The 20,123-nt window shown below is 69.6% G+C and carries 16 protein-coding genes; 6 read left to right on the top strand and 10 right to left on the bottom strand.

Annotation, left to right across the window (positions count from 1 at the left end):
* Window positions 1–699: 699 nt before the first annotated feature.
* Entirely contained in the window at window positions 700–1,038 is a 339-nt protein-coding gene (locus tag AB0B90_RS10270; protein ID WP_362922059.1) for a hypothetical protein, read from the top strand.
* Window positions 1,039–1,438: 400 nt separating this feature from the next.
* On the opposite strand, the gene AB0B90_RS10265 is transcribed toward AB0B90_RS10270, so the two are convergent.
* Genes AB0B90_RS10265 through AB0B90_RS10250 form a run of 4 tightly spaced genes read right to left on the bottom strand, consistent with a single transcriptional unit; the run spans window position 1,439 to window position 5,965 of the window.
* Window positions 1,439–2,824: a cellulase family glycosylhydrolase gene (locus tag AB0B90_RS10265; RefSeq protein ID WP_350943926.1), complete on the bottom strand. Its 1,386-nt coding sequence runs from the start codon at window positions 2,822–2,824 to the stop codon at window positions 1,439–1,441.
* A 32-nt stretch (window positions 2,825–2,856) separates the two neighbouring features.
* Window positions 2,857–3,681, bottom strand: coding sequence for a carbohydrate ABC transporter permease (locus AB0B90_RS10260; RefSeq protein WP_350943928.1), 825 nt, complete (start codon window positions 3,679–3,681; stop codon window positions 2,857–2,859).
* Window positions 3,678–4,658: a sugar ABC transporter permease gene (locus AB0B90_RS10255; RefSeq protein WP_350943929.1), complete on the bottom strand. Its 981-nt coding sequence runs from the start codon at window positions 4,656–4,658 to the stop codon at window positions 3,678–3,680. The genes AB0B90_RS10260 and AB0B90_RS10255 overlap by 4 nt, the downstream gene beginning before the upstream one ends.
* 8 nt (window positions 4,659–4,666) lie before the next feature.
* Window positions 4,667–5,965, bottom strand: a complete 1,299-nt coding sequence (locus AB0B90_RS10250; RefSeq protein ID WP_350943930.1) for an extracellular solute-binding protein — start codon at window positions 5,963–5,965, stop codon at window positions 4,667–4,669.
* A gap of 176 nt (window positions 5,966–6,141) precedes the next feature.
* Here AB0B90_RS10250 and AB0B90_RS10245 point away from each other — a divergent pair, with 176 nt between their 5' ends.
* The 5 genes from AB0B90_RS10245 to AB0B90_RS10225 all read left to right on the top strand — a co-directional run bounded on the left by AB0B90_RS10245 (window position 6,142) and on the right by AB0B90_RS10225 (window position 13,518).
* A complete protein-coding gene (locus AB0B90_RS10245; protein ID WP_350943931.1) occupies window positions 6,142–7,152 on the top strand; it encodes a LacI family DNA-binding transcriptional regulator in 1,011 nt (336 codons plus the stop codon).
* Between the two features lie 308 nt (window positions 7,153–7,460).
* Window positions 7,461–8,783, top strand: a complete 1,323-nt coding sequence (locus AB0B90_RS10240; protein ID WP_362922055.1) for a glycoside hydrolase — start codon at window positions 7,461–7,463, stop codon at window positions 8,781–8,783.
* Window positions 8,784–8,999: 216 nt separating this feature from the next.
* Entirely contained in the window at window positions 9,000–10,685 is a 1,686-nt protein-coding gene (gene polX, locus AB0B90_RS10235) for a DNA polymerase/3'-5' exonuclease PolX (protein WP_362922053.1), read from the top strand.
* Window positions 10,686–11,006: 321 nt separating this feature from the next.
* Window positions 11,007–12,530: a wax ester/triacylglycerol synthase family O-acyltransferase gene (locus tag AB0B90_RS10230; RefSeq protein WP_350943936.1), complete on the top strand. Its 1,524-nt coding sequence runs from the start codon at window positions 11,007–11,009 to the stop codon at window positions 12,528–12,530.
* 61 nt (window positions 12,531–12,591) lie between these two features.
* Window positions 12,592–13,518, top strand: coding sequence for an aldo/keto reductase (locus AB0B90_RS10225; RefSeq protein ID WP_350943937.1), 927 nt, complete (start codon window positions 12,592–12,594; stop codon window positions 13,516–13,518).
* Between the two features lie 209 nt (window positions 13,519–13,727).
* Here AB0B90_RS10225 and AB0B90_RS10220 read toward each other — a convergent pair whose 3' ends face one another.
* From AB0B90_RS10220 to AB0B90_RS10195, 6 genes are all read right to left on the bottom strand, one after another.
* Window positions 13,728–15,338, bottom strand: a complete 1,611-nt coding sequence (locus AB0B90_RS10220; protein WP_350943938.1) for a cation acetate symporter — start codon at window positions 15,336–15,338, stop codon at window positions 13,728–13,730.
* Entirely contained in the window at window positions 15,335–15,664 is a 330-nt protein-coding gene (locus tag AB0B90_RS10215; RefSeq protein WP_350943939.1) for a DUF485 domain-containing protein, read from the bottom strand. Before AB0B90_RS10215 ends, AB0B90_RS10220 begins: the two co-directional genes overlap by 4 nt.
* A gap of 173 nt (window positions 15,665–15,837) precedes the next feature.
* Window positions 15,838–17,022, bottom strand: a complete 1,185-nt coding sequence (locus AB0B90_RS10210; protein WP_350943940.1) for an MFS transporter — start codon at window positions 17,020–17,022, stop codon at window positions 15,838–15,840.
* 312 nt (window positions 17,023–17,334) lie between these two features.
* Entirely contained in the window at window positions 17,335–18,834 is a 1,500-nt protein-coding gene (locus AB0B90_RS10205) for a cation acetate symporter (RefSeq protein WP_350943941.1), read from the bottom strand.
* Window positions 18,831–19,328, bottom strand: coding sequence for a hypothetical protein (locus tag AB0B90_RS10200; RefSeq protein ID WP_362922050.1), 498 nt, complete (start codon window positions 19,326–19,328; stop codon window positions 18,831–18,833). The genes AB0B90_RS10205 and AB0B90_RS10200 overlap by 4 nt, the downstream gene beginning before the upstream one ends.
* Window positions 19,325–20,086 carry a LytTR family DNA-binding domain-containing protein gene (locus AB0B90_RS10195; RefSeq protein WP_350943945.1) on the bottom strand — a complete coding sequence of 254 codons (762 nt, stop codon included), beginning with the start codon at window positions 20,084–20,086 and terminating at the stop codon, window positions 19,325–19,327. Before AB0B90_RS10195 ends, AB0B90_RS10200 begins: the two co-directional genes overlap by 4 nt.
* Window positions 20,087–20,123 lie beyond the last annotated feature (37 nt).

The following is a 20,123-nucleotide window of genomic DNA, read 5'->3' as shown; positions in this document are numbered from 1 at the left end:
AGTCCTCGGCCCCTTGAACCACTTTCGCGATCCGTCATGCCACAATCGCGGGCGTGAGACCTTGGGAACGATCCATCTGCTTTCCGAAGCCCGGGACAATCACCTGTGATTCCATGTTGGGCCTGTCCCGCACCGCGGGCTACTCAATGAATTCTCACACCCCCGCCCCCTTTCCGGTCAGGACGACAGAGGGGTTGCGGGCAGAAACCAGAGATGCCATCCTTGCCTGGGCAAGGCAAACCCGCCGGTAACAAGAAACGGGAGGTAATCACACGGTTCAAAAAACATTTCATCGCACCAGCGACCGTCGTCAGGTGGAACCGCAGTAGCCACCGGCGTAGCGCTGTTTGTGTCGGAGGCCCGTCCGGGCTGGTCAACCGTGACTCATACACGGCAGGGGCGACGACCGGCTCAGATCGAGCAAACACTTCGATTCACCGGAATCGGTGATCGATCCGCCACGCGATGAGTTTTCTTCGGACGACATCGGGATCGCCGATGCCGTCATATCATCCTGCCGGCGCCACCCTACGGCTAAAACCGGCAACGCCTTTTATTGCCTTGGGTAAATCGCGCACCCGGGGTGCTCGCGCATGCGCCCAGGGTTCCATCACGCCAATTCCAGCCCAGCTGCACAAAGGCGTGTTCTCTACGGAGCGGAGCTTTTCTTTGAAGAAGACACTCGGCCGCGTCTGCGCAATGGCCGGTATTCTTGTCGGTATCACCATGCTGCCCGCCTCACCCGCTTCGGCGGCCAGCGCGAGCTGCGGCATTCCCGAGGGCGGCTACGGCTGCTCCACCGGCTACCTCGCGGCCAGTTCGAAGATCGCCCTGACCACCCGGGGCACCAACAACTACAAGACCGTCACCTGCCGGGCCATCGACCCGGGCGGCACCACCCGCGCGACGCTCTCCAACTCCAGCCCCAACGCCACCTCGAAAAACTTCACCGTCCCGAACAACAGGTACTTCCTCTCCTGCACCCGGACGGTCACGACCGGCGGGGGCGGCGGGGCGCTCTACAACACCCACGTGTAGGCGACTCGATGTCGACGGAGGCGTGAACGGCCGGTTTCCGGACGCGTTCCCGACGTAGGAGGCCGCTGCCGGCAGGTCCACCGCCGGCAGCGGCCTTTGCTCATCCATCAAGTGGCTCGATGCGCGGCCCTTCGACCGTCATGACTACGACGCTTTGGTTCAGGGATCCACCGCCGTCCCCGGCGTGACCACCGACACGCCGAAGGCGGCGGTGTCCAGAGCCGGCTTCGAACCAGGACCTCCGCTGGCCGCGGCGTGGACGCCGGAGGATCTGCCGGCCGCGTGGCGGCACTGAGAGACCTGCCGGCCGGCCCCGTCCCCCCGCGGTAGGACAAACCCAGCGGGTGGGAACGAGGCACGTGCCAGGTGTCGCCGCTCGGGCTCTCACCCGCGCGGGTTCTCACCCGTCCGGGTTCTCACCGCGCAGGTTCTCGGCGAGCAGGTCCAGCAGCGGCTGCCGCCGGACGCACCGCTCCAGCGCGAAGGAGTCGGCCAGGGCGGTGAGTTCCTCGTCGGAGCAGCCGCGCAGCAGTTCGGCGTACTCGGGCAGCAGCGCCTGGGCGATGAGGATGTGCCGGATCAGGTCGTCGATCTGGTAGCGGGCGCCCCACGGGTAGGGATTCCAGGTGGGGAACTCGGTCTCCATCAGCCGATGCAGGGGGGCGAGCTCGCTCGCCGACTCCTCCATCGTCGAGCCCCACCGGTCGGCGCCCAGCCGTCCCTTCTTGGCGATGAAGGCACCGAAGCGGCTCATGTACGGCTCACCCGCGCTGACCAGGCCCTGCAGCCCGACGTCCTTGTAGGTCCACAGCGACCAGCCGGCCTCGTAGGAATCGAAGATCTCCAGCTGGTCGCGCAGGATCTGGTAGCGCTGCCGGTCGATCTCCGGGGTGCCGGTGTAGACGGGGCCGAACTCGCCCACCCAGATGGGCGTGCCGGTCTCCCGCTGGAAGATCGTCCGTCGCTCGAAAGAGCGCTCCAGCTGGTCCCGGTCCACCCACTCGCCACGGGTGTGGCCCGGGTAGGGACCTCCGTGCGCGAAACCGGCCAGGGCGTAGTCGTGGCAGACGAAGACCGTGTTCTCGTACACCTCGCGGAAGATCGAGAAGTCGGTGGAGTAGGTGTTGCCGTCCAGGAACAGCACGTGCTTGGGGTCGACGGCGCGGATGGCCTTGACCAGGCGGTCGTAGAAGGGTCCGATGACCCGCCCGCTGGAGTCGCCCGGCTCGTTCATCGGGTTGTATCCGGCCACCCAGGGGTTGTCCCGGTAGCGGTCGGCCACGACCTCCCACAGGTGGACGGCACGGTCCTGGAAGTACCGGTGCTGCCAGAACGCGGCGATGTGGGTGGGGTTGTCGGAGTGCCAGTGCTGGTTCTGCGCTCCGGGCAGGGCGTGCAGGTCGATGACACTGCGGATGCCGTGCTCGGCGAGCAGGCCGATCACCCTGTCCAGGTGACGGAAGCCGTGCTCGACGATCTCGAAGGGGCGGTCGTCGGACTCCAGGTGACGGTAGTTGATCGGGATGCGGACGCAGTTGGCGCCGAGGCCGGCCAGCAGCGCGGCGTCGTCCGCGCCGAAGAACGAGGTGAGCAGGCGGTCGAAGAACAACTCGGCCCGCTCCTCCCCCAGCACCTCCCGCACGGCCTCGCGCATCGCGGACTCGTTGGCCGGGTAGCCGGTGATGAAGTTCTCCATGTTCAACCAGCCCCCGAGGCCCACTCCACGCAGCCGTACCGGGGTGCCGGCCGAATCGACGAGACGGGATCCGGCGACACTCAGGGTCATGGTGTCTCACTCTCTACACGATGGGATTCGGGTCAGCCCTTGGTGGCGCCCGCGGTGAGGCCGCTGATCAACTGACGCTCGGCGACGGCGTAGAAGGCGAGCGCCGGAACCATGGAGACCATGACGTAGGCGAGGATCCTCGCGATGTCGGACATGTATTGTCCTCGGAACTCCTGGACACCGAGCGGGAGGGTCCACAGGTTCGGATCGTTGAGGACCACCAGCGGCAGGAAGAAGTTGTTCCAGCTCGCCACGATCGCCAGCACCGAGACGGTGGCGAGGGCGGGCCTGGCTATCGGCAGCAGCACTCTCCAGAAGAAGCCGAAAGGACTGCAGCCGTCGATGATGGCGGCCTCCTCGACCTCCTTGGGGATGGATCGGAAGAACGTCCGCAGGATGATGACGGTCAGCGGAAGTCCGAACGCGGCCTGCGGCAGGATCACCCCGAGAGGGTTGTCCAGCAGGCCGAACGTGCGCAGCAGGACGAACAGCGGCAGGATCGCCACCGCGAAGGGGAACATCAGCCCGATGGCGAACAGCGTGAACAGGAACTCCCTGCCTCGGAAGGCGAACCTGGCGAAGGCGAAGGCGGCCATCGCCGACAGGCCGACCACCAGCACGGTGGTCGTGACCGCGATGAACAGGCTGTTGAGGAGCTGGCGCCAGAACACGCCGGAACCGATCACGTCGGTGTAGTTCTCGGTGACCCACGGGGAGGGCAGGCCCAGTGGGTTGCCGGAGAGCTGGCTGGAGGACTTGAAGCCGCCGAGCAGACCGTACAGGAAGGGGACGACGACGAAGACGGCCGCGACCCAGATGATCACGTGCGTCGGGTACGTCCTGAGCCGGGCGATCATCGGCGGTCTCCCATGGTGGTGCTCGCCCCTTCCAGGTCTCGGCGCAGGACGAACCGCTGGTAGCCGAGGGCGAAGACGAGGCTGATCAGGAACATGACGACGCTGATCGCGCTGGAGTAGCCGATCTGGGTGCGTTTGAAGCCGTACTCGAACATGGTGACGGCCATGGTCTCCGAGGCGTGCGAGGGGCCGCCTTCGGTGAGGATCCAGACCAGGTCGAAGAGCTGGATCGTGCCGATGACGGACAGGAACACGCTGACCCGGACGGTGGGGCCGAGCAGCGGCAGGGTGACGTGGCGGAACACCTGCCAGCCGCCCGCGCCGTCGATCCTGGCCGCCTCGCCCAGCTCCTTGGGGATGCCCTGCAGCCCGGCCAGATAGATGATCATGTGGAATCCGAAGTACTTCCAGGTGATCACCAGGAAGAGCGAGAACATCACGGTGTCCGGTTCGGACAGCCAGGACCACGGCTCCAGCCCCCAGGAGGTGAGCAGCTGGTTGGCCAGGCCCGCCTCGGGCGACAGGATCAGCGAGAACAGCACGCCGGTGATCGCCTCGGAGAGCATGTACGGCGCGAAGAACAGCAGCCGGTAGAAGGCGCGCCCGCGAATCCTCTGGTTCAGCATCACCGCCAGGCCCAGCGAGAGCGGTAGCTGCACTCCCAGGCCCAGCACGATCAGGAAGGCGCCGTTGCGCAGGTCGCCGATGAAGATGTCGCTCTGGAACAGCCGGGTGAAGTTGTCCAGGCCGATGAAGTTGCTCGGCGGGCCGATGCCGTTCCACTTGTAGAGGCTGGTGTAGCCGGCCACCAGGATCGGCGTCAGCACCAGCAGGACGAACAGGACGAGGGCGGGGAGCACGAACAGGATCGCGGTGAGCCAGCCGCGCCCCCGGCGGGGGCCGTCGGCCCCCCGCCGGGCGGCGGGTTTTTCCGCGTGAGGGGCCGGACGTGCGTCCGGCCCTGTCATCGTCTTCATCCGGGCGGTTACTCCGACTCCGCCTTGGCCGTCTCGGTGATGACCTTGACGACCTCCTCAGGCGTCTTGGTGCCTCCGATCAGCTCGGCCACGGCGTCGTTGACCTCCTGGCCGACGGCCGGCGGGTACTCCTGGTCGAGATAGAGCTGGAAGCCGCTCGCCGCCGCCAGCGTCTCGGAGACCGTCTTGATGTGGGGGTCGGTGACGGCCGCCTCCTCGCCCTCCTTGAGCACGGGCAGGACTCCGCCGGCCTTCACGGCCTTGCTGTGGTTCTCCGCCGTGAGCGAGAACTTCAGGAAGTCCAGCGCGGCGGGCGGGGCGTTCACGCCCACGGCCATACCGCCGCCGCCGCCGAAGGCGTCGCCCGCCGATCCCTTGCCGCCCTCCACCGCGGGGAAGGTGAAGAAGCCGAGGTCGTCGCCGAGGCCCTTGCCCGAGTCCTTCTGCACGGCCGGGGCCCACTGGCCCATCAGCTCCATCGCGGCCTTGCCGTTGCTCACGCTGGCGGCCTGGCCGTCGGGGGTGGAGTAGTCGGCGCCCAGGAAGCCCTTCTGGAACGGCTGGAGGTCGACGAGTTCCTTGAGCCGCTGTCCGGCGGTGACGAAGTCGGGGCCGGTGAAGTCGTTGGTGGTGCCGGCCTGCTTGAGCGCGTCCAGTCCGGCTATCCGCATGGCCAGGTAGGCCCAGTAGTAGTGGCCCGGCCACTTGGCCTTGCCCGCGAGCGCGATCGGGGCGGTGCCGGAGTCCTTCAGCTTCTTGACCGCGTCCAGGAACTCGGTCCAGGTGGCGGGCGGGGTGGTGATGCCGGCCTTCTTGAACAGCGCCTTGTTGTACCAGAAGCCGACCATGCCGATGTCGACGGGCAGCCCGTAGGTCTTGCCGTCGAACTGGTAGGCGGACAGTGACGCCGGGGTGAAGCCGCCGATGACGTCGCCGGCCTCCGCGGACAGGTCCTTCACCAGGCCCGCCTCGATGTGCTGCTTCAGGACGCCGCCGCCCCAGGTGGAGTAGAGGTCGGGCGCCTTGCCCGACTGGGTGAGCGTGGCGAGCTTGGGCTTGTAGGAGTCGTTCTCGATCGCGACGTTCTTGATCGTGACGTTCGGGTGGGCCGCCTGGTACTCCTTGATGCGATCGGCCCAGAAACCCTTGAGGGGTTCCGCCGTCGCGAAGTTCCAGAACTCGAAGGTGACCTTGTCCGAGCCGGCGCTCGCGCCAGATTGGGCTCCGTTGCCGTCTCCGGTCGTACTGCAGGCTCCGAGAAGCAGTGCGGAGACCGCAAGAGCCACCACGCCTCGCCGACTCAACATGGAGATCCCCTTTCGGGAGGTAAGGTGAAAGATTTCATATTTTCCCCGAATATTTCGTGATCCGGAGAATAGGTAAATTCGCGGTTACACGTCAATAGCCCGGCGGTAGTGATCCCGAACAGCAACGACCACCTCCACCGGAGGGTCTCCGAAAGGTTTCAGTTAGTATTCGCCACATGCCAACCAAGCCGCGCGTGACGATCGCCCTCATCGCCGAGGAGGCCGGGGTCTCCGCGCCCACGGTCTCGAAAGTGATCAACGGACGGCCCGAGGTCGCGACCGAGACCAGGCAGCGGATCGAGCGCCTGCTGCACAAGCACGGCTACCAGCGCAGGACCGGTCAGGGTGACGTCCCGGTCGGCCTGGTCGACCTGGTCTTCACCGAGATCGAGAGCCCGTGGGCGATGGAGCTGGTGCGCGGCGTGGAGACCGCGGCCCGCGAGGTCGACGCCGGGGTGGTCGTCTCGGTCCTGCACAGCCACGCCGGACCGGGCAGGGACTGGGTGGAGCGGATCGCCGCCCGGCGCACCGACGGGGCCATCCTGGTCGGCTCCCGCATCAGCGTCGACCAGCACGGCCAGCTGGCCGCCAGGTCCATCCCGTTCGTGGTGGTGGATCCGGAGGGCGAGCCGCCGCCCGGGGTCGCCTCGGTCGGCGCCACCAACTGGAACGGCGGCCTGGCCGCGACCCGCCACCTCCTGGAACTGGGCCACCGCAGGATCGGGATGATCGGCGGTCCGGCCACCATGCTGTGCAGCAGGGCCCGCGTCGACGGCTACCGGGCGGCGCTGGAGACCGCGGGGATCGCGGTGGACACGCGGCTGATCAGGTACGGCGACTTCCTGGTCGGTTCCGGCCGCGACCACGGCCACGACCTGCTGTCCCTGGACGAGCCGCCCACCGCGATCTTCGCCGGCAGCGACATGCAGGCGTTCGGCGTCTTCGAGGCGGCCAGGCAGCGTGGCCTGCGGGTCCCCGACGACCTGTCCGTGGTGGGCTTCGACGACCTGCCGTTGGCACGTTCCGCGTGGCCGCCGCTGACCACCGTGCGCCAGCCGCTCCAGGAGATGGCGGAGCTCGCCACCCGGATGGTGCTCGCGCTCGACCGAGGCGGGCACGAGCCCCGGCGGGTGGAGCTGGCCACCGACCTCCTCGTCCGCGAGAGCACCGCCCCGCCGGCCGGCTGACCTCGCCCCGCCTCCGCCGCGATCGGCCTCCCCCGCCCGCGCCCGGCCCGGTGCGCCCTCACCCCCGCCACCACCCCCGCGGCGCCGCGTTCCGGCCGCGGGCCCTGCCGGACCTCGCCGCTCTCCTCCCCCACCGTGCCCTGACCGGCTGTTGACGGCCGCCCTCGAAACATTTACGTTACTTGCCACGAAATATCTCGGTAATCTTGGGAAAGTTTCGGAAAGCGGGTTTCCGCATGTCTCGACGCCACAGGGCACTGCTGGCACCGATCCTCACCCTCCCCCTCCTCGGAATCAGCCCATCCACCATGGAAAACGTCTCTCACGTCCGGGTGGACCACCACGGCGTTATGCAGCGGATCGACGGCTTCGGCTTCTCACAGGCGTTCCGGCGCAACGAGCTGGTCCGCGCGCTGCCCGTCGCCAAGCAGCGGGAGATCCTCGATCTGTGGCTCAGCCCCGAGAAGGGCGCGGGGCTCAGCATCCTGCGTCTGGGCATCGGCTCCTCCCCGGCGGGCAGCCCGTACGACCTGATGACCTCCATCCAGCCCGAGGATCCCGGCGGGCCGTCCGCGCCCCCGAGGTACGTCTGGGACGGCGACGACGGCGGCCAGGTATGGCTGGCCAAGGAGGCGAGGCGCTACGGCGTGAGCCGCTTCTACGCCGACGCCTGGAGCGCCCCCGGCTACATGAAGGACAACGGCTCCGACAGCGACGGCGGGAAACTGCTGCCGGAATGGCGGCAGGCGTACGCGAACTACCTGGTCCAGTACACGAAGTTCTACGCCAGGGAGGGCATCAGGATCACCGACCTCGGGTTCACCAACGAGCCCGACCTCACCGTCTCGTACGCCTCGATGCGGTTCACCCCCGCCGAGGCCGCCGAGTTCGTCAAGGTGCTCGGCCCGGTCGCGGCCCGCACCGGGCTCAAGGTGGTCTGCTGTGACGCCGCCGGCTGGGCCCGGCAGCGCGAGTACACCGCCGCCGTCGAGGCCGACCCCGTCGCGCGGCGGTGGGTCGCCACGCACGCCGGGCACCCTTACGTCAGCCCGGTGGACGGCCCGCTGCCCACCGACCGGCCCGTGTGGATGTCGGAGTGGTCGCCCGACGGGACCACCTGGAACGAGGCGTGGGACGACGGCAGCGGCTACGACGGCTTCGCGGTCGCCCGGCAGATCCACGACTCGCTCACCCTGGGCGGGGTGAGCGGCTACGTCTTCTGGTTCGGCGCCTCGCGCGGCACCACCCGGGGACTGATCCAGATCGACGAGGCCACCGCGACCTACCGCGTCTCCAAGCGCCTGTGGGCACTGGCCGCCTACAGCCGCTTCGTCCGCCCCGGCGCGGTCCGGCTCTCCGTCGCCGCGACCGACCCGGCGCTGAAGGTCACCGCCTTCCGCAACGCCGGGAGCACCGGGGGCACCGGGGGCACCGGGGGCTCGGAGGTCGTCGAGATCCTCAACACCTCCACCGTCCCCGTCACCACCGAGATCACCACCCGGCCCGGCCGCGCCACCGCCTATCTGACCGACGGTGAGCACTCTCTCGCCGCCACCCCGCTGGCAGGGCTGCGGCCTTCCAGGAGCCTCACCCTCGCCCCGCGTTCCCTGACCACCGTCGTCGTGCGGTGACGCGCCCGTGCGAGAACACCGATCCCCGTAACGGACGAGACGGCCTCGTATCGCCTCACGGCCGGGACCGAGGGATCACGACACCCCCGGGAAACACCGGGGGGCACCGGGGGGCACCGGGGGGCACGAAGCGCCGGGCGGCGCGGCGGCGCGCGCCGCCCGGTTCTCCCGGCGCCCCCGACGGGAAATGTCGGTGCGATCTTCTAGGCTGGACCCATGGCACGAGCTAACGATGACGTCGCCGCCGCCCTGGAGGAATACGCCGAGCTGTTCGCGATGAACGGCGGCGACGCGTTCCGGGTCCGCAGTTACCAGAAGGCCGCCAAGGCGATCGCGGGGTTTCCCGACGACATCGGGGCCGTGCCCGTGCGGAGCGTCCCGGGGGTGGGCGAGGCGATCGCGAAGAAGGTCGAGGAATACCTGGAGCGAGGCGGCTTCCGGCAGCTCGACGACCTGCGGGAGAAGGTCCCCCAGGGGGTCAGGCGGCTGACCCGGGTGGCCTCGCTCGGGCCGAAGAAGGCCGTCTTCCTCTTCCAGGAGCTGGGCATCGACTCCCCCGAGGCGCTGGTGAAGGCCATCGGGGAGGGGCGCCTCGACGGCGTGAAGGGCTTCGGCGCCAAGACCGTGGAAAACCTCCTCAAGGGCGTCGAGCACCTCGCCGAGCACAGTGCCAGGATGCACACCGGGACGGCGATGGACCTGGCCGAGCGGGTCATCGCCTCGCTGCCGGGCGCCGAGCGGATCGCCTACGCCGGGTCGCTGCGCCGGATGAAGGACACCGTCGGCGACGTCGACATCCTCGCGGTCGGCCCCGAGTCCCTGATGGACGACTTCAAGGCGCAGCCCTATGTCGCGGAGGTCGTCGCCTCGGGCGAGAAGAAGACCTCGATCCGCACCGCCCAGGGCGTCCAGGTCGACCTGCGCCTCATTCCCGCCGAGTCGTGGGGCGCCGCGATGATGTACTTCACGGGTTCCAAGGAGCACACCGTGCACCTGCGGGAGATCGTGGTGAAGAAGGGCTGGAAGCTGTCGGAGTACGGCCTGTTCGACGGCGACCGGATGATCGCGGCCGCCTCCGAGGAGGAGGTCTTCGGGGCGCTCGGCATGGAGTGGATCCCGCCGACCCTGCGCGAGGACAACGGCGAGATCGCCGCCGCGCTCAGGCACGAGCTGCCCAGGCTGGTCACCGTCGAGGATCTCAGGGGCGACCTGCACACCCACACCGACCTGACCGACGGGATCGCCTCCCTGGAGGACATGGTCGCCGCCGCCGCGGCCCGCGGTTACTCCTACTACGCGGTGACCGACCACGCGCCCGACCTGGCGATGCACCGGATGAAGCTGGAAAAGGCCCTTCAGCAGCGCGAGCGGCTGCGCGAGCTGCAGAAGCAGTATCCGAAGACGCGGCTGCTGCACGGCAGCGAGCTGAACATCGCGCCCGACGGCTCGGTCGACTGGCCGGCCGAGGTGCTGGAGGGCTTCGACGTGTGCGTGGCCAGTGTCCACTCGCACTTCAACCAGTCGCGTGCGGAGATGACCCGGCGCTTCGTCGCCGCCTGCGAGAACCCGGGGGTGAACATCATCGGCCACCCGACCACCCGCAGGATCGGCATCCGCCCGCCGGTGGACGCCGACTGGGACGAGGTGTTCCGCGCCGCGGCCCGCACCGGCACCGCGATGGAGATCGACTCCTTCCCCGACCGTTCCGACCTCCCCGCCGACCTGGTGCGGCTGGCGCGCCACCACGGCGTGAAGTTCTCCGTCGACAGTGACGCCCACGCGGTTCCGCACCTGGGCAACCAGCGGTTCGGCATCGGCGTCGCCCAGCGCGGGTGGCTCACCGCCGACGACGTGATCAACACCTGGCCCCTGGAGCGGCTGCTCGCATTCCTCGGTCGCTGAGACGACGGCCGGTGTGTGCGAGGTGTGTCACCCTTCACGTATTGCCTATTTAAGTGGTAGGAAATAAAGGCAAGAGGTGACGCCGAACACCCATGAGCGAGTATCACCTTCGGAAAAGATCGCCGAGACCACCCCGCCCGGAAGGCGTGCCTACCATGTGAAATGGGAAGGTTACGCAGAGCGACGATCGGTGGGTCTCCGTGCCTCGTCGAGGAGACGTCCGAAAGACGCCGGAGGTCCTACGGAGGAAACGAGAGGGAAACGTGCCGAGGTGATGATGGCAACGCGTGTTCTCCCATTTTCCGCCAGGAGGCCCGACCGATGCGCCAGCTGACCGCGCTCGACGCGCAGTTCCTTCATGCCGAATCGGCGACCACGGCGGCCCACGTCGCAGGACTGGCCATCCTCGACCCCGCCTGCTCCAGGCTTGGAGCCCTCACCCGCGAGTGCCTGATCGGGCTGCTCCGCGAGCGGCTGCACCTGGCGCCGGCGCTGAGGCTGCGCCTGGCCACCGTGCCGTTCGGCCTCGACCGGCCGTACTGGACGGAAGACCCCGACTTCGACGTCGACGGCCACATCCACGAGGTGACCCTCGCGGGTCCCGGTGACGAGGCCCAGCTCGCCGAGACGGTGGCCAGGATCCACGAGCGGCATCTCGACCGGACCCGCCCGCTGTGGGAGATGCACCTCATCCACGGCCTGACCGGCGGCCGGGTCGCCCTGTACGCCAAGGTCCACCACTGCGCCATCGACGGGGTGTCGGGGGCCGAGCTGCTCGCGGCGCTGCTGGACCTGACACCCGAGCCCCGCGCCGTCGAGCCGCCGGCGCCCGGCCCGCGGACCACCGCCCCCGGCCTGGCCGGCATGCTCGCCGGGGCCGTGGCCAGGACGGTGCTCCAGCCCGCCAGGGCGCTGTACTCGCTGGGCCGGATGGCGACCGAGCTCGACACGATGCCGCTCACCTCGGCCCTGCCCGGCGCCCGCCAGGTGGCCGCCGCCACCAGGAGGATCGCGGGGAGGACGTCGGAGCCGTCCGAGGCACCCATGCTGACCGCGCCGCGCACCCCGTTCAACGGCCCGATCGGCCCCGAGCGGCGCTTCTCCTACGGGTCGATCCCGCTCGCGGACGTCAAGCGGGTGGCCAGGAGCGCGGGAGCCAGCGTCAACGACGTGGTCATGACGCTGTGCGCCTCCGCGCTGCGCGCGTGGCTGCACGAGCGCGACGCGCTGCCCGACCGGCCGCTGATCGCCGCGGTCCCGGTCGCGGTCCGCACCGCGAGCGCGCGGCAGGCGGTCGGCAACCAGATCTCCGTCATGGTCACCCCGATCCCGACCGACCTGGCCTGCCCCCGCGAGCGCCTGCGCGTCATGGCGGGCACCATGCTCGCCGCCAAGCGGCGCTTCGCCGGCGCCCCCACGGCCTGGCTGGGCGAGCTGTCGTCGCTGCTGCCCTCGGCCGTCACCGCGCTGGCGACCTCCGCGGTGTTCCGGCTGGCCTCGATCGTGCTGCCGCCGATCAACCTGATCGTCTCCAACGTGCCGGGCCCGCAGCTCCCGCTGTACCTGTGCGGAGCCAGGGTGCTCGCCTACCACCCCATGTCGGTGCTGACCGACGTGAGCGGCGGGGTCAACATCACCTGCTTCTCCTACGACGGCTCGCTCGACTTCGGCATCCTGTCCTGCCCTGACCGGGTGGCCGACGTGTGGCGGCTCATGGGCCACCTGCGGGAGGCGATGGACGAGCTGATCGCGCAGATCGATCCGCCCGCGCCGGCCGGGCGGATCGACCGGACGGAGCGGTCCCTGCCGGCCGGGGAGCCGGTCAGGGAGATGGTGCCCGCGTGAGCGCGGCGCGCGAGTGCCAGGCCCCGCGCCCACGTGATCGGTCAAGAAATAGAGTTGGCCCATGAGCTTTTCTGAGCTGAACCTGTTTCCTCTCTGCCTCGGCGGCAACGTCTTCGGCTGGACCGCCGACCGGGACGACTCCTTCGCCGTCCTGGACGCCTACGCCGAGGCGGGCGGAAACCTCATCGACACCGCGGACTCCTACTCCGTGTGGGTCCCCGGGCACGTCGGCGGGGAGTCGGAAACCGTGATCGGCGAGTGGATGGCCTCTCGCCGCAACCGCGACCGGATCGTGGTGGCGACCAAGGTGGGGTGGCCCCAGAGCAGCCGTCCGGGGCTGTCGGCGGCCAACATCCGCGCGGCGGCCGAGGACTCGCTCCGGCGGCTGCGTACGGACTACATCGACCTGTACTGGGCCCACATCGACGACGCGGACACTCCTCTGGAGGAGACCCTCGGCGCGTTCGACGAGCTGGTCACCGAGGGCAAGGTGCGCAACATCGGCGCCTCGAACTACAGCGCCGAGCGGCTCGCCCAGGCGCTCGCGATCTCCGAGGAGGCCGGTCTGGCCCGGTACGGGGTGCTGCAGCAGCACTACAACCTGCTGGAGCGCGACTACGAGGGCGCGCTGCGCGACGTGGTGGCCGAGGCAGGGCTGACCAGCACCCCCTACTACGGCCTGGCCCGTGGCTTCCTGACCGGCAAGTACCGGCCGGGGGTCACGGTGGACAGCCCGCGCGCGGGCGGGGCGGCAAAGTATCTGGAGACCGAGCGCGGCCCGCGGGTGCTCGACGCCCTGGACAAGATCGCCGCCGCCCACGACGCCGTCCCGGCCACCGTCGCGCTCGCCTGGCTGGCCGCCCAGCCCACGGTGGCCGCGCCGATCGCCAGCGCTCGTAACATCGAGCAGCTGCGGCCGCTGCTCGCCGTCGCCGACATGACGCTGTCGCAGGAGGAGCTGACCCTGCTGGACGAGGCCTCCCGCTAAGGAGCCTCTCGGCAGGAGCACGACGGTCCCGGTAAGGGGCGGGGTCCCACCGGAAGACGTGCAGGACTTCCGGTAGGGGCGTCCGGCGGGCCACGGGGCGTCCCGTGGCCCGCCGGGGACACATGGGAAAGGGCCCGGCCGCGAAGCGGCCGGGCCCCGGGTTCCCCGTACTTCCGTACGAGCCGTACGGGGGGTCGGTACGGGGTGTCCTAGTGCGAGCTGGCCTTCTCGGCACCGATGCCGGTGAGCGAACGGACCTCGATCTCCGCGTACTTGTCCGAGTTGTACTCCTTGCTGAGGCGGGCGCCGATGAACCCGGCGAGGAAGCCGATCGGGATCGAGACGATGCCCGGGTTGCTCAGCGGGAACCAGGCGAAGTTCGCGTCGGGGAACAGCGCGGTGGCGCTGCCGGAGACGACCGGCGAGAAGATCACCAGGATCAGCGCGGAGGCCAGGCCGCCGTAGATGGCCGAGACCGCGCCCGCGGTGTTGAAGCGCTTCCAGAACAGGCTGTAGAGGATCGCGGGCAGGTTGCCCGAGGCCGCCACGGCGAAGGCGAGCGCGACCAGGAAGGCCACGTTCTGCCCCTGTGCGAGGATGCCGAGCCCGATGGAGACCGCGCCGATGACGAAGGCCGAGATCCTGGCGACCAGGACCTCCTCCTTGTCGGTGACGTTGCCGCGCTTGAACACGTGCGCGTACAGGTCGTGGGCGAAGGAGGAGCTCGACGCCAGTGTCAGGCCGGCGACGACCGCGAGGATCGTGGCGAAGGCGACCGCCGCGATGACGGCCAGCAGGATGGTGCCTCCCACCTCGCCGAAGATCGCCTGGCCCACCGCCTCGGCGAGCATCGGGGCCGCCGTGTTACCCGCCTTGTCCTGCGCCACGATCGCCTCGCCGCCGACCAGGGCCGCCGCGCCGAAGCCGAGCACGAGGGTGAGGAGGTAGAAGGTGCCGATGATGCCGATGCCCCACAGGACCGACTTACGGGCCTCCTTGGCGGTGGGGACCGTGTAGAAGCGGATCAGGATGTGCGGCAGGCCGGCGGTGCCGAGGACCAGCGCGAGGCCCAGGCTGATCAGGTCGATCTTGCCGGCGAGGCCCTGCGCCTCGGTGCCGTACTTCAGGCCCGGCTCCAGGAAGGCCGCGCCCTTGCCGCTCTGGGTGGCGGCCTCGCCGAGCAGGCCCGAGAGGTTGAAGCCGTAGTGGCCGAGCACCAGCAGGGTGACCAGGGTCGCGCCGCCCATGAGCAGCACGGCCTTGACGATCTGCACCCAGGTGGTGCCCTTCATCCCGCCGACGACCACGTAGACGATCATCAGAACGCCGACGCCGACGATCGTGAGCGCCTTGCCCGTCGGCGAGGTGACGCCGAGCAGCAGGCCGACCAGCGCGCCGGCGCCGACCATCTGGGCGAGCAGGTAGAAGATCGACACCGTGATGGTGGAGACACCGGCCGCGGTGCGGACCGGGCGGGGGCTCATCCGGAAGGCCAGCACGTCGGCCATGGTGAACTTGCCGGAGTTGCGCATCAGCTCGGCGACGAGCAGCAGCGCCACCAGCCAGGCGACCAGGAAGCCGATCGAGTACAGGAAGCCGTCGTAGCCCGACAGGGCGATGATTCCGGCGATACCCAGGAAGCTCGCGGCCGACATGTAGTCGCCGCCGATGGCGAGACCGTTCTGCACGCCACTGAAGGAGCGGCCACCGGCGTAGTAGTCGGTGGCGTCCTTGGTGTTGCGGCTCGCCCAGAAGGTGATGCCCAGCGTTCCCGCGACGAAGAGCAGGAACAGGATGGTGGAGAGGGTCTGGTGGCTCATTCGGTCTTCCCCTCGACTCCGTGGCGGATGTCGTCGGCCAGCGGATCGAGCTTCTTCTCGGCGAAACGGGAGTAGGCCCAGGCGATGCCGAACGTCGACACGAACTGGAGCAGACCGAAGATCAGCGCCACGTTGATGTTGCCGAAGACCTTCGCGCCCATGAAGTCGCGCGCCCAGCCCGACAGGACGACGTACAGCAGGTACCACGCGAGGAACGCCGCGGTCATCGGGAACGCCCAGGCCCGGAAACGCCTCTTCAACTCCTGGAACTGGTCGCTGGCCTGAATTTCTTCGTAGACCGATGAATCATGTTGCCTGGCGGTCACGGGACCTCCCAAAATGTGATCTGGATCACGGACAACGTAGGGCTGGACGCTACCCCCGGAGGAGACCCGCATGCGATCTCTTCGCCGAGGCGCCGCCGAGTCGCGTTCAGTTGGGTGGGGCTTGCGGTGAAAGGTCTGTATCGCGCGACGAACGGTCCCCGGGGAAGCCGTCCTCACCACCGTCTCGCCCGCAGGGCGTACGCCCCCGCGCCGCAGACCGTCAGGCCGACCACCGCGAGCAGAACGCGATAGTCGACGAGCGACACCAGCACGGCGCCGGCGAGCAGGGACGACAGCTGGGCGAACCCGATGAGGGACTCGAAGGCGGTGGAGACCCGGCCGACGAGGTGGCCCGGGCTGCGGCGCTGCACCAGGGTCGTCCTGGCCACCCCCTCCAGGGTCAGCCCGGCGCCCGCGACCATCATGGCCACCAGCACGACCGCCTCCGAGGGCACCGTCCAGCAGATGACCGCCATGCCGTACAGGCCGATACCCGCGCCGATCGCGAACAGCTCGCCCCGGCGCGCGATCACCGTGGAGCTCCGCAGTCCCCCGGCGACCGCCCCCAGGCCCATCGCGGTCGAGGTGAACGCGGTGAACTCCGGCGACCTGGCCAGGCCGTGCTCGATGACCGCGAAGATCAGCGACTCGGTCGCCCCGGCCAGTGCGAACATCAGGCAGAGCGCCAGGGCCGCGCGACGCAACGGCGGGTCGGCGCGCAGGTGGCGGGCCCCGGCCCAGAACTCCTCGCGCCAGCGCCCCGGCGGTGCCGGCGAGACGGGCGAGAGAGGTCTCGGCGCGGGGAGCATCGCGAAGACCCCCGCGGCGACGAGGAAAGTGATCATGTCGAACAGCACGAGCGCGCTGATCCCGAAGCCGGTGTAGACACCCACCCCCAGCAGCGGCCCGAACAGGCGCAACCCCTGCCGAGTGGTCTGCAGGGCGCCGTTCGCCTCGGCGAGCAGGTGCTCGGGCAGGATGGCCTTGATCAGCCCGCCGAGCGCGGAGAAGATCACCGCGTACGAGCAGCCCATCGCCGCGGACACCGGGTAGACCAGCCAGACCGTGCCCTGCCCGGTGACCGCGATCAGCGGGGTGAGCGAGATTCCCGACAGCAGGCAGGTGACGACGAGAAGTTTCCTGCGGTCGACCCGGTCGATGAGGTATCCGAAGCAGGGCGAGAAGCACAGGGGGACGGTGAAGAAGAACAGGGTCAGACCCGCGGCGGCGTCGGAGCCGGTGAGACTCTTGGCCAGGATGGCGGGCACCAGCAGCAGCGAGGCGTCGCCCAGCAGGCTGACGGCCATCCCGAAATAGACGAGCCGGAACCGGGGCCGGCGCAGGACCTCCGGTATCACCGCTGACCGGCTGACCGGCGGACCGTCCCGTTCCCGGAGAGCACGGTGAACCGGTGCCGCGCGGTGAACCGGTGCGCCGTCCCGTTCCCGGAGAGCACGGTGAACCGATACCGCGCGGTGAACCGGTGCGCCGTCCCGCTCGCGGAGAGCACGGTGGCCGACCGGCGTCCGGCCCGGTTCCCGGGTAGCACGGCAGTGGCGTCGCCGACCTCGGCGACCGCCTCGTCACCGGAGCCGGCACATACCAAAACTAGTTAGAACGACCGATATGTCGGTTCATAATCGTCATTCCGTCACAGCTCCTCGGAGCCGTCAAGAGGACCGTGGCCGCCAGTCCCCCCGGTCCAGGTTGAGGATCTCCGGGGTGTGCAGGCGCACCATCGTGCGAGCCACGTTCGGCGGGATACGCCCGGGCGTCAGCAGCGAGACCACCACCATGACGAGAAAGGCGATCGGCACCGTCCACGCGGCGGGCTGCGCCAGCAGGGCACCGACCAGGCCGGTGTACGGTCCCCCGCCGATCGTCAGCAGGACCGCACCGCAGGCGAGACCGCCACCGGCGAGCAGCCCCGCCATCGCACCCGCGGGAGTCAGCCGCCGCCACCAGATGCCCAGCACCAGCAGCGGGCAGAAGGAGGAGGCCGCCACCGCGAACGCCAGGCCGACGACGTCGGCGACCGGCAGCGAGCGGGCGAAGACCGCCAGAACCAGCGGAACGATCACGGCCAGCACCGCCGCCGCCCGGAACGACCGCACCCCTCCTTTGAGGATGTCCTGCCCGATCACCCCGGCGACCGAGACCGTGAGCCCCGAGGAGGTCGACAGGAACGCCGCGAACGCCCCGGCCGTCACCAGCGCCGTCAGCAGGTCCCCGGCCACACCGCCGACCAGCCGCCCGGGCAACGACAGGACCACCGTGTCACTGCCCTCCAACTCCGGGACGTAGATCCGGCCCAGCGCGCCGTAGACCGCCGGCAGCATGTAGAAGGCGCCGAGCAGCGACAGGACCACCAACGTCGTCCGCCGCGCCGCCCGGCCGTCGGGGTTGGTGTAGAAGCGGACCAGCACGTGCGGAAGCCCCATGGTGCCCAGGAAGGTCGCCAGGATCAGCGAGTAGGTCGAGTAGAGGCCGTACTCCCTGCCCGCCGACAGGGGCAGCGCCCACGAGGCCGCGTCCGCCGCGCTCAGCCCCGGCGCGCCACCGTCACGCCACGCCAGCAGCAGGAACACCAGCGGCACGGCGAGAGCGGTGAGCTTCAGCCAGTACTGGAACGCCTGCACGAACGTGATCGACCGCATGCCGCCCGACATGACGTTCACCGCGACCACGGCCGCCACCAGCAGGCCCCCCGCCCACTCGGGCGCTCCGGTGATGGCCCGCAGGACCAGGCCCGCGCTCTGGAACTGCGGCATCAGATACAGCCAGCCGATCAGCACGACCAGTACCCCGGCCATCCTCCGCACCGCCATCGACTCCAGCCGCGCCTCGGCGAAGTCGGGAAGCGTGTACGCGCCCGAGCGGCGCAACGGCGCGGAGACCAGCACGAGCAGCACCAGGTAGCCGCCCGTCCAGCCGACCGGCAGCCACAGCATGTCGGCGCCGAAGGTGAGGATCAGCCCCGCGATGCCCAGGAAACTCGCCGCCGACAGATACTCCCCGCCGATGGCGGAGGCGTTCCACAGCGGGGAGACCGTGCGGGAGGCGACGTAGAAGTCGGAGGTGGTCCGCGACAGCCTGAGCCCGAACGCGCCGATCAGCACGGCCGCCAGCACCACCAGCACGACGGCCGTCACCCCGTACGCGGTACTCAACGGGCCCTGTCCACCAGCTCGGCGAAGTGGCGCTCGTTCCGCTCCGCCTGCCGGACATACAGCCAGGCCCCGATCACGAACGCCGGGTAGATCAGGCCGCCCAGCACCGCCCAGGGCAGCGGGACCCCCAGCACGTGCAGCGCGCCCAGCTCCGGCACCAGCAGGAACACCACCGGCAGGCCCACCACCACGCACCCCAGCACCGTGCAGACGAACAGGGCCAGACGGAACTGGGTACGGATCAGCGAGCGCATGTAGACCTCGCCCAGCCGGGTCTGCTCGTCGATCTCGCGGGTGACCGGGTAACTGGGGTGGCGGGGAGCCGTCGTGCGAGGGCTGGTCACCACCTCGCGCCGCGGACGCTCCTCCTTGCGGGAGCGCTCGCCGTCCCTGCGCGGACGCTCGTCCTTACGCGGACGCTCGGCCTCCCCGCGCGACCGGTCGGCGTTCCGCCGGCGCGGCTCGGCCTCCTCGGGCTCGGCGTCGCCGCTCACTCCTGCCTGCCCTTGCGCGCCCTGCGGACCAGCAGGTCGCGCAGCTCGCGGGTGTGGCGGCGGCTGACCGGGATCTCGGTCTCGCCGATGCGGACCACGCAGCGTCCCGAGTCGATGTGCAGCTCGTCGATGTGCTTGACCGCGACCAGGTGACTGCGGTGCACCCGTACGAACCCCGCCGAGGACCAGCGCTCCTCCAGCGTCGCCAGCGAGATCCGCACGAGATGGCTGCCACCCGCGGTGTGCAGCCGGGCGTAGTCGCCCTGGGCCTCCACGTAGCGGACCTCGGTGCTGGCCACGAACCTGGTGACGCCGCCGAGCTCCACCGGGATGGTGTCGGGGTCGGCACGGCCGGAGCCCTCGACCTCCGGCAGCTCCGCGGAGACGAACACCCTGCGGATCGCCTCGGCCAGCCGCTCCGGCCGCACCGGCTTGAGCAGGTAGTCCTCGGCCTTGATCTCGAAGGCGTCGACCGCGTGCTCCTCGTAGGCCGTCACGAAGACCACCCGGGGCGGGTTGGCGAACTGCGACAGCAGACGGCCGAGCACCACCCCGTCCAGGCCGCGCATCCGGATGTCGAGGAAGACCGCGTCGATCGGCCTCCCGTCGGCGATCGCCCGGTCCAGGACGCGCAGCGCGGCGGCCCCGTCCCTGGCCAGGGAGACCTCTCCGATACGGGGATCGTCCCGAAGGAGGTAGGCCAGGTCCTCCAGCGCGGGAAGCTCGTCGTCCACCGCAAGGACACGCAGGCCGGTCACGCTCACTCCTCCGGGTCGTTCGCGAGGGAATTTCTAG

The sequence above is a fragment of the Streptosporangium sp. NPDC049078 genome (genome assembly GCF_040648855.1).
Taxonomy (GTDB): domain Bacteria; phylum Actinomycetota; class Actinomycetes; order Streptosporangiales; family Streptosporangiaceae; genus Streptosporangium.
The sequence above is the reverse complement of the archived record's forward strand: the minus strand, read 5'-3'. Positions and strand labels throughout refer to the sequence as shown.

What these genes read in the sequence shown, in the direction of transcription:
- AB0B90_RS10270 (WP_362922059.1), top strand. Translation starts at nt 700, where the DNA reads ATGGCCGGTATTCTTGTCGGTATCACCATGCTGCCCGCCTCACCCGCT.
- AB0B90_RS10265 (WP_350943926.1), bottom strand. Translation starts at nt 2,824, where the DNA reads ATGACCCTGAGTGTCGCCGGATCCCGTCTCGTCGATTCGGCCGGCACC.
- AB0B90_RS10260 (WP_350943928.1), bottom strand. Translation starts at nt 3,681, where the DNA reads ATGATCGCCCGGCTCAGGACGTACCCGACGCACGTGATCATCTGGGTC.
- AB0B90_RS10255 (WP_350943929.1), bottom strand. Translation starts at nt 4,658, where the DNA reads ATGAAGACGATGACAGGGCCGGACGCACGTCCGGCCCCTCACGCGGAA.
- AB0B90_RS10250 (WP_350943930.1), bottom strand. Translation starts at nt 5,965, where the DNA reads ATGTTGAGTCGGCGAGGCGTGGTGGCTCTTGCGGTCTCCGCACTGCTT.
- AB0B90_RS10245 (WP_350943931.1), top strand. Translation starts at nt 6,142, where the DNA reads ATGCCAACCAAGCCGCGCGTGACGATCGCCCTCATCGCCGAGGAGGCC.
- AB0B90_RS10240 (WP_362922055.1), top strand. Translation starts at nt 7,461, where the DNA reads ATGGAAAACGTCTCTCACGTCCGGGTGGACCACCACGGCGTTATGCAG.
- polX (WP_362922053.1), top strand. Translation starts at nt 9,000, where the DNA reads ATGGCACGAGCTAACGATGACGTCGCCGCCGCCCTGGAGGAATACGCC.
- AB0B90_RS10230 (WP_350943936.1), top strand. Translation starts at nt 11,007, where the DNA reads ATGCGCCAGCTGACCGCGCTCGACGCGCAGTTCCTTCATGCCGAATCG.
- AB0B90_RS10225 (WP_350943937.1), top strand. Translation starts at nt 12,592, where the DNA reads ATGAGCTTTTCTGAGCTGAACCTGTTTCCTCTCTGCCTCGGCGGCAAC.
- AB0B90_RS10220 (WP_350943938.1), bottom strand. Translation starts at nt 15,338, where the DNA reads ATGAGCCACCAGACCCTCTCCACCATCCTGTTCCTGCTCTTCGTCGCG.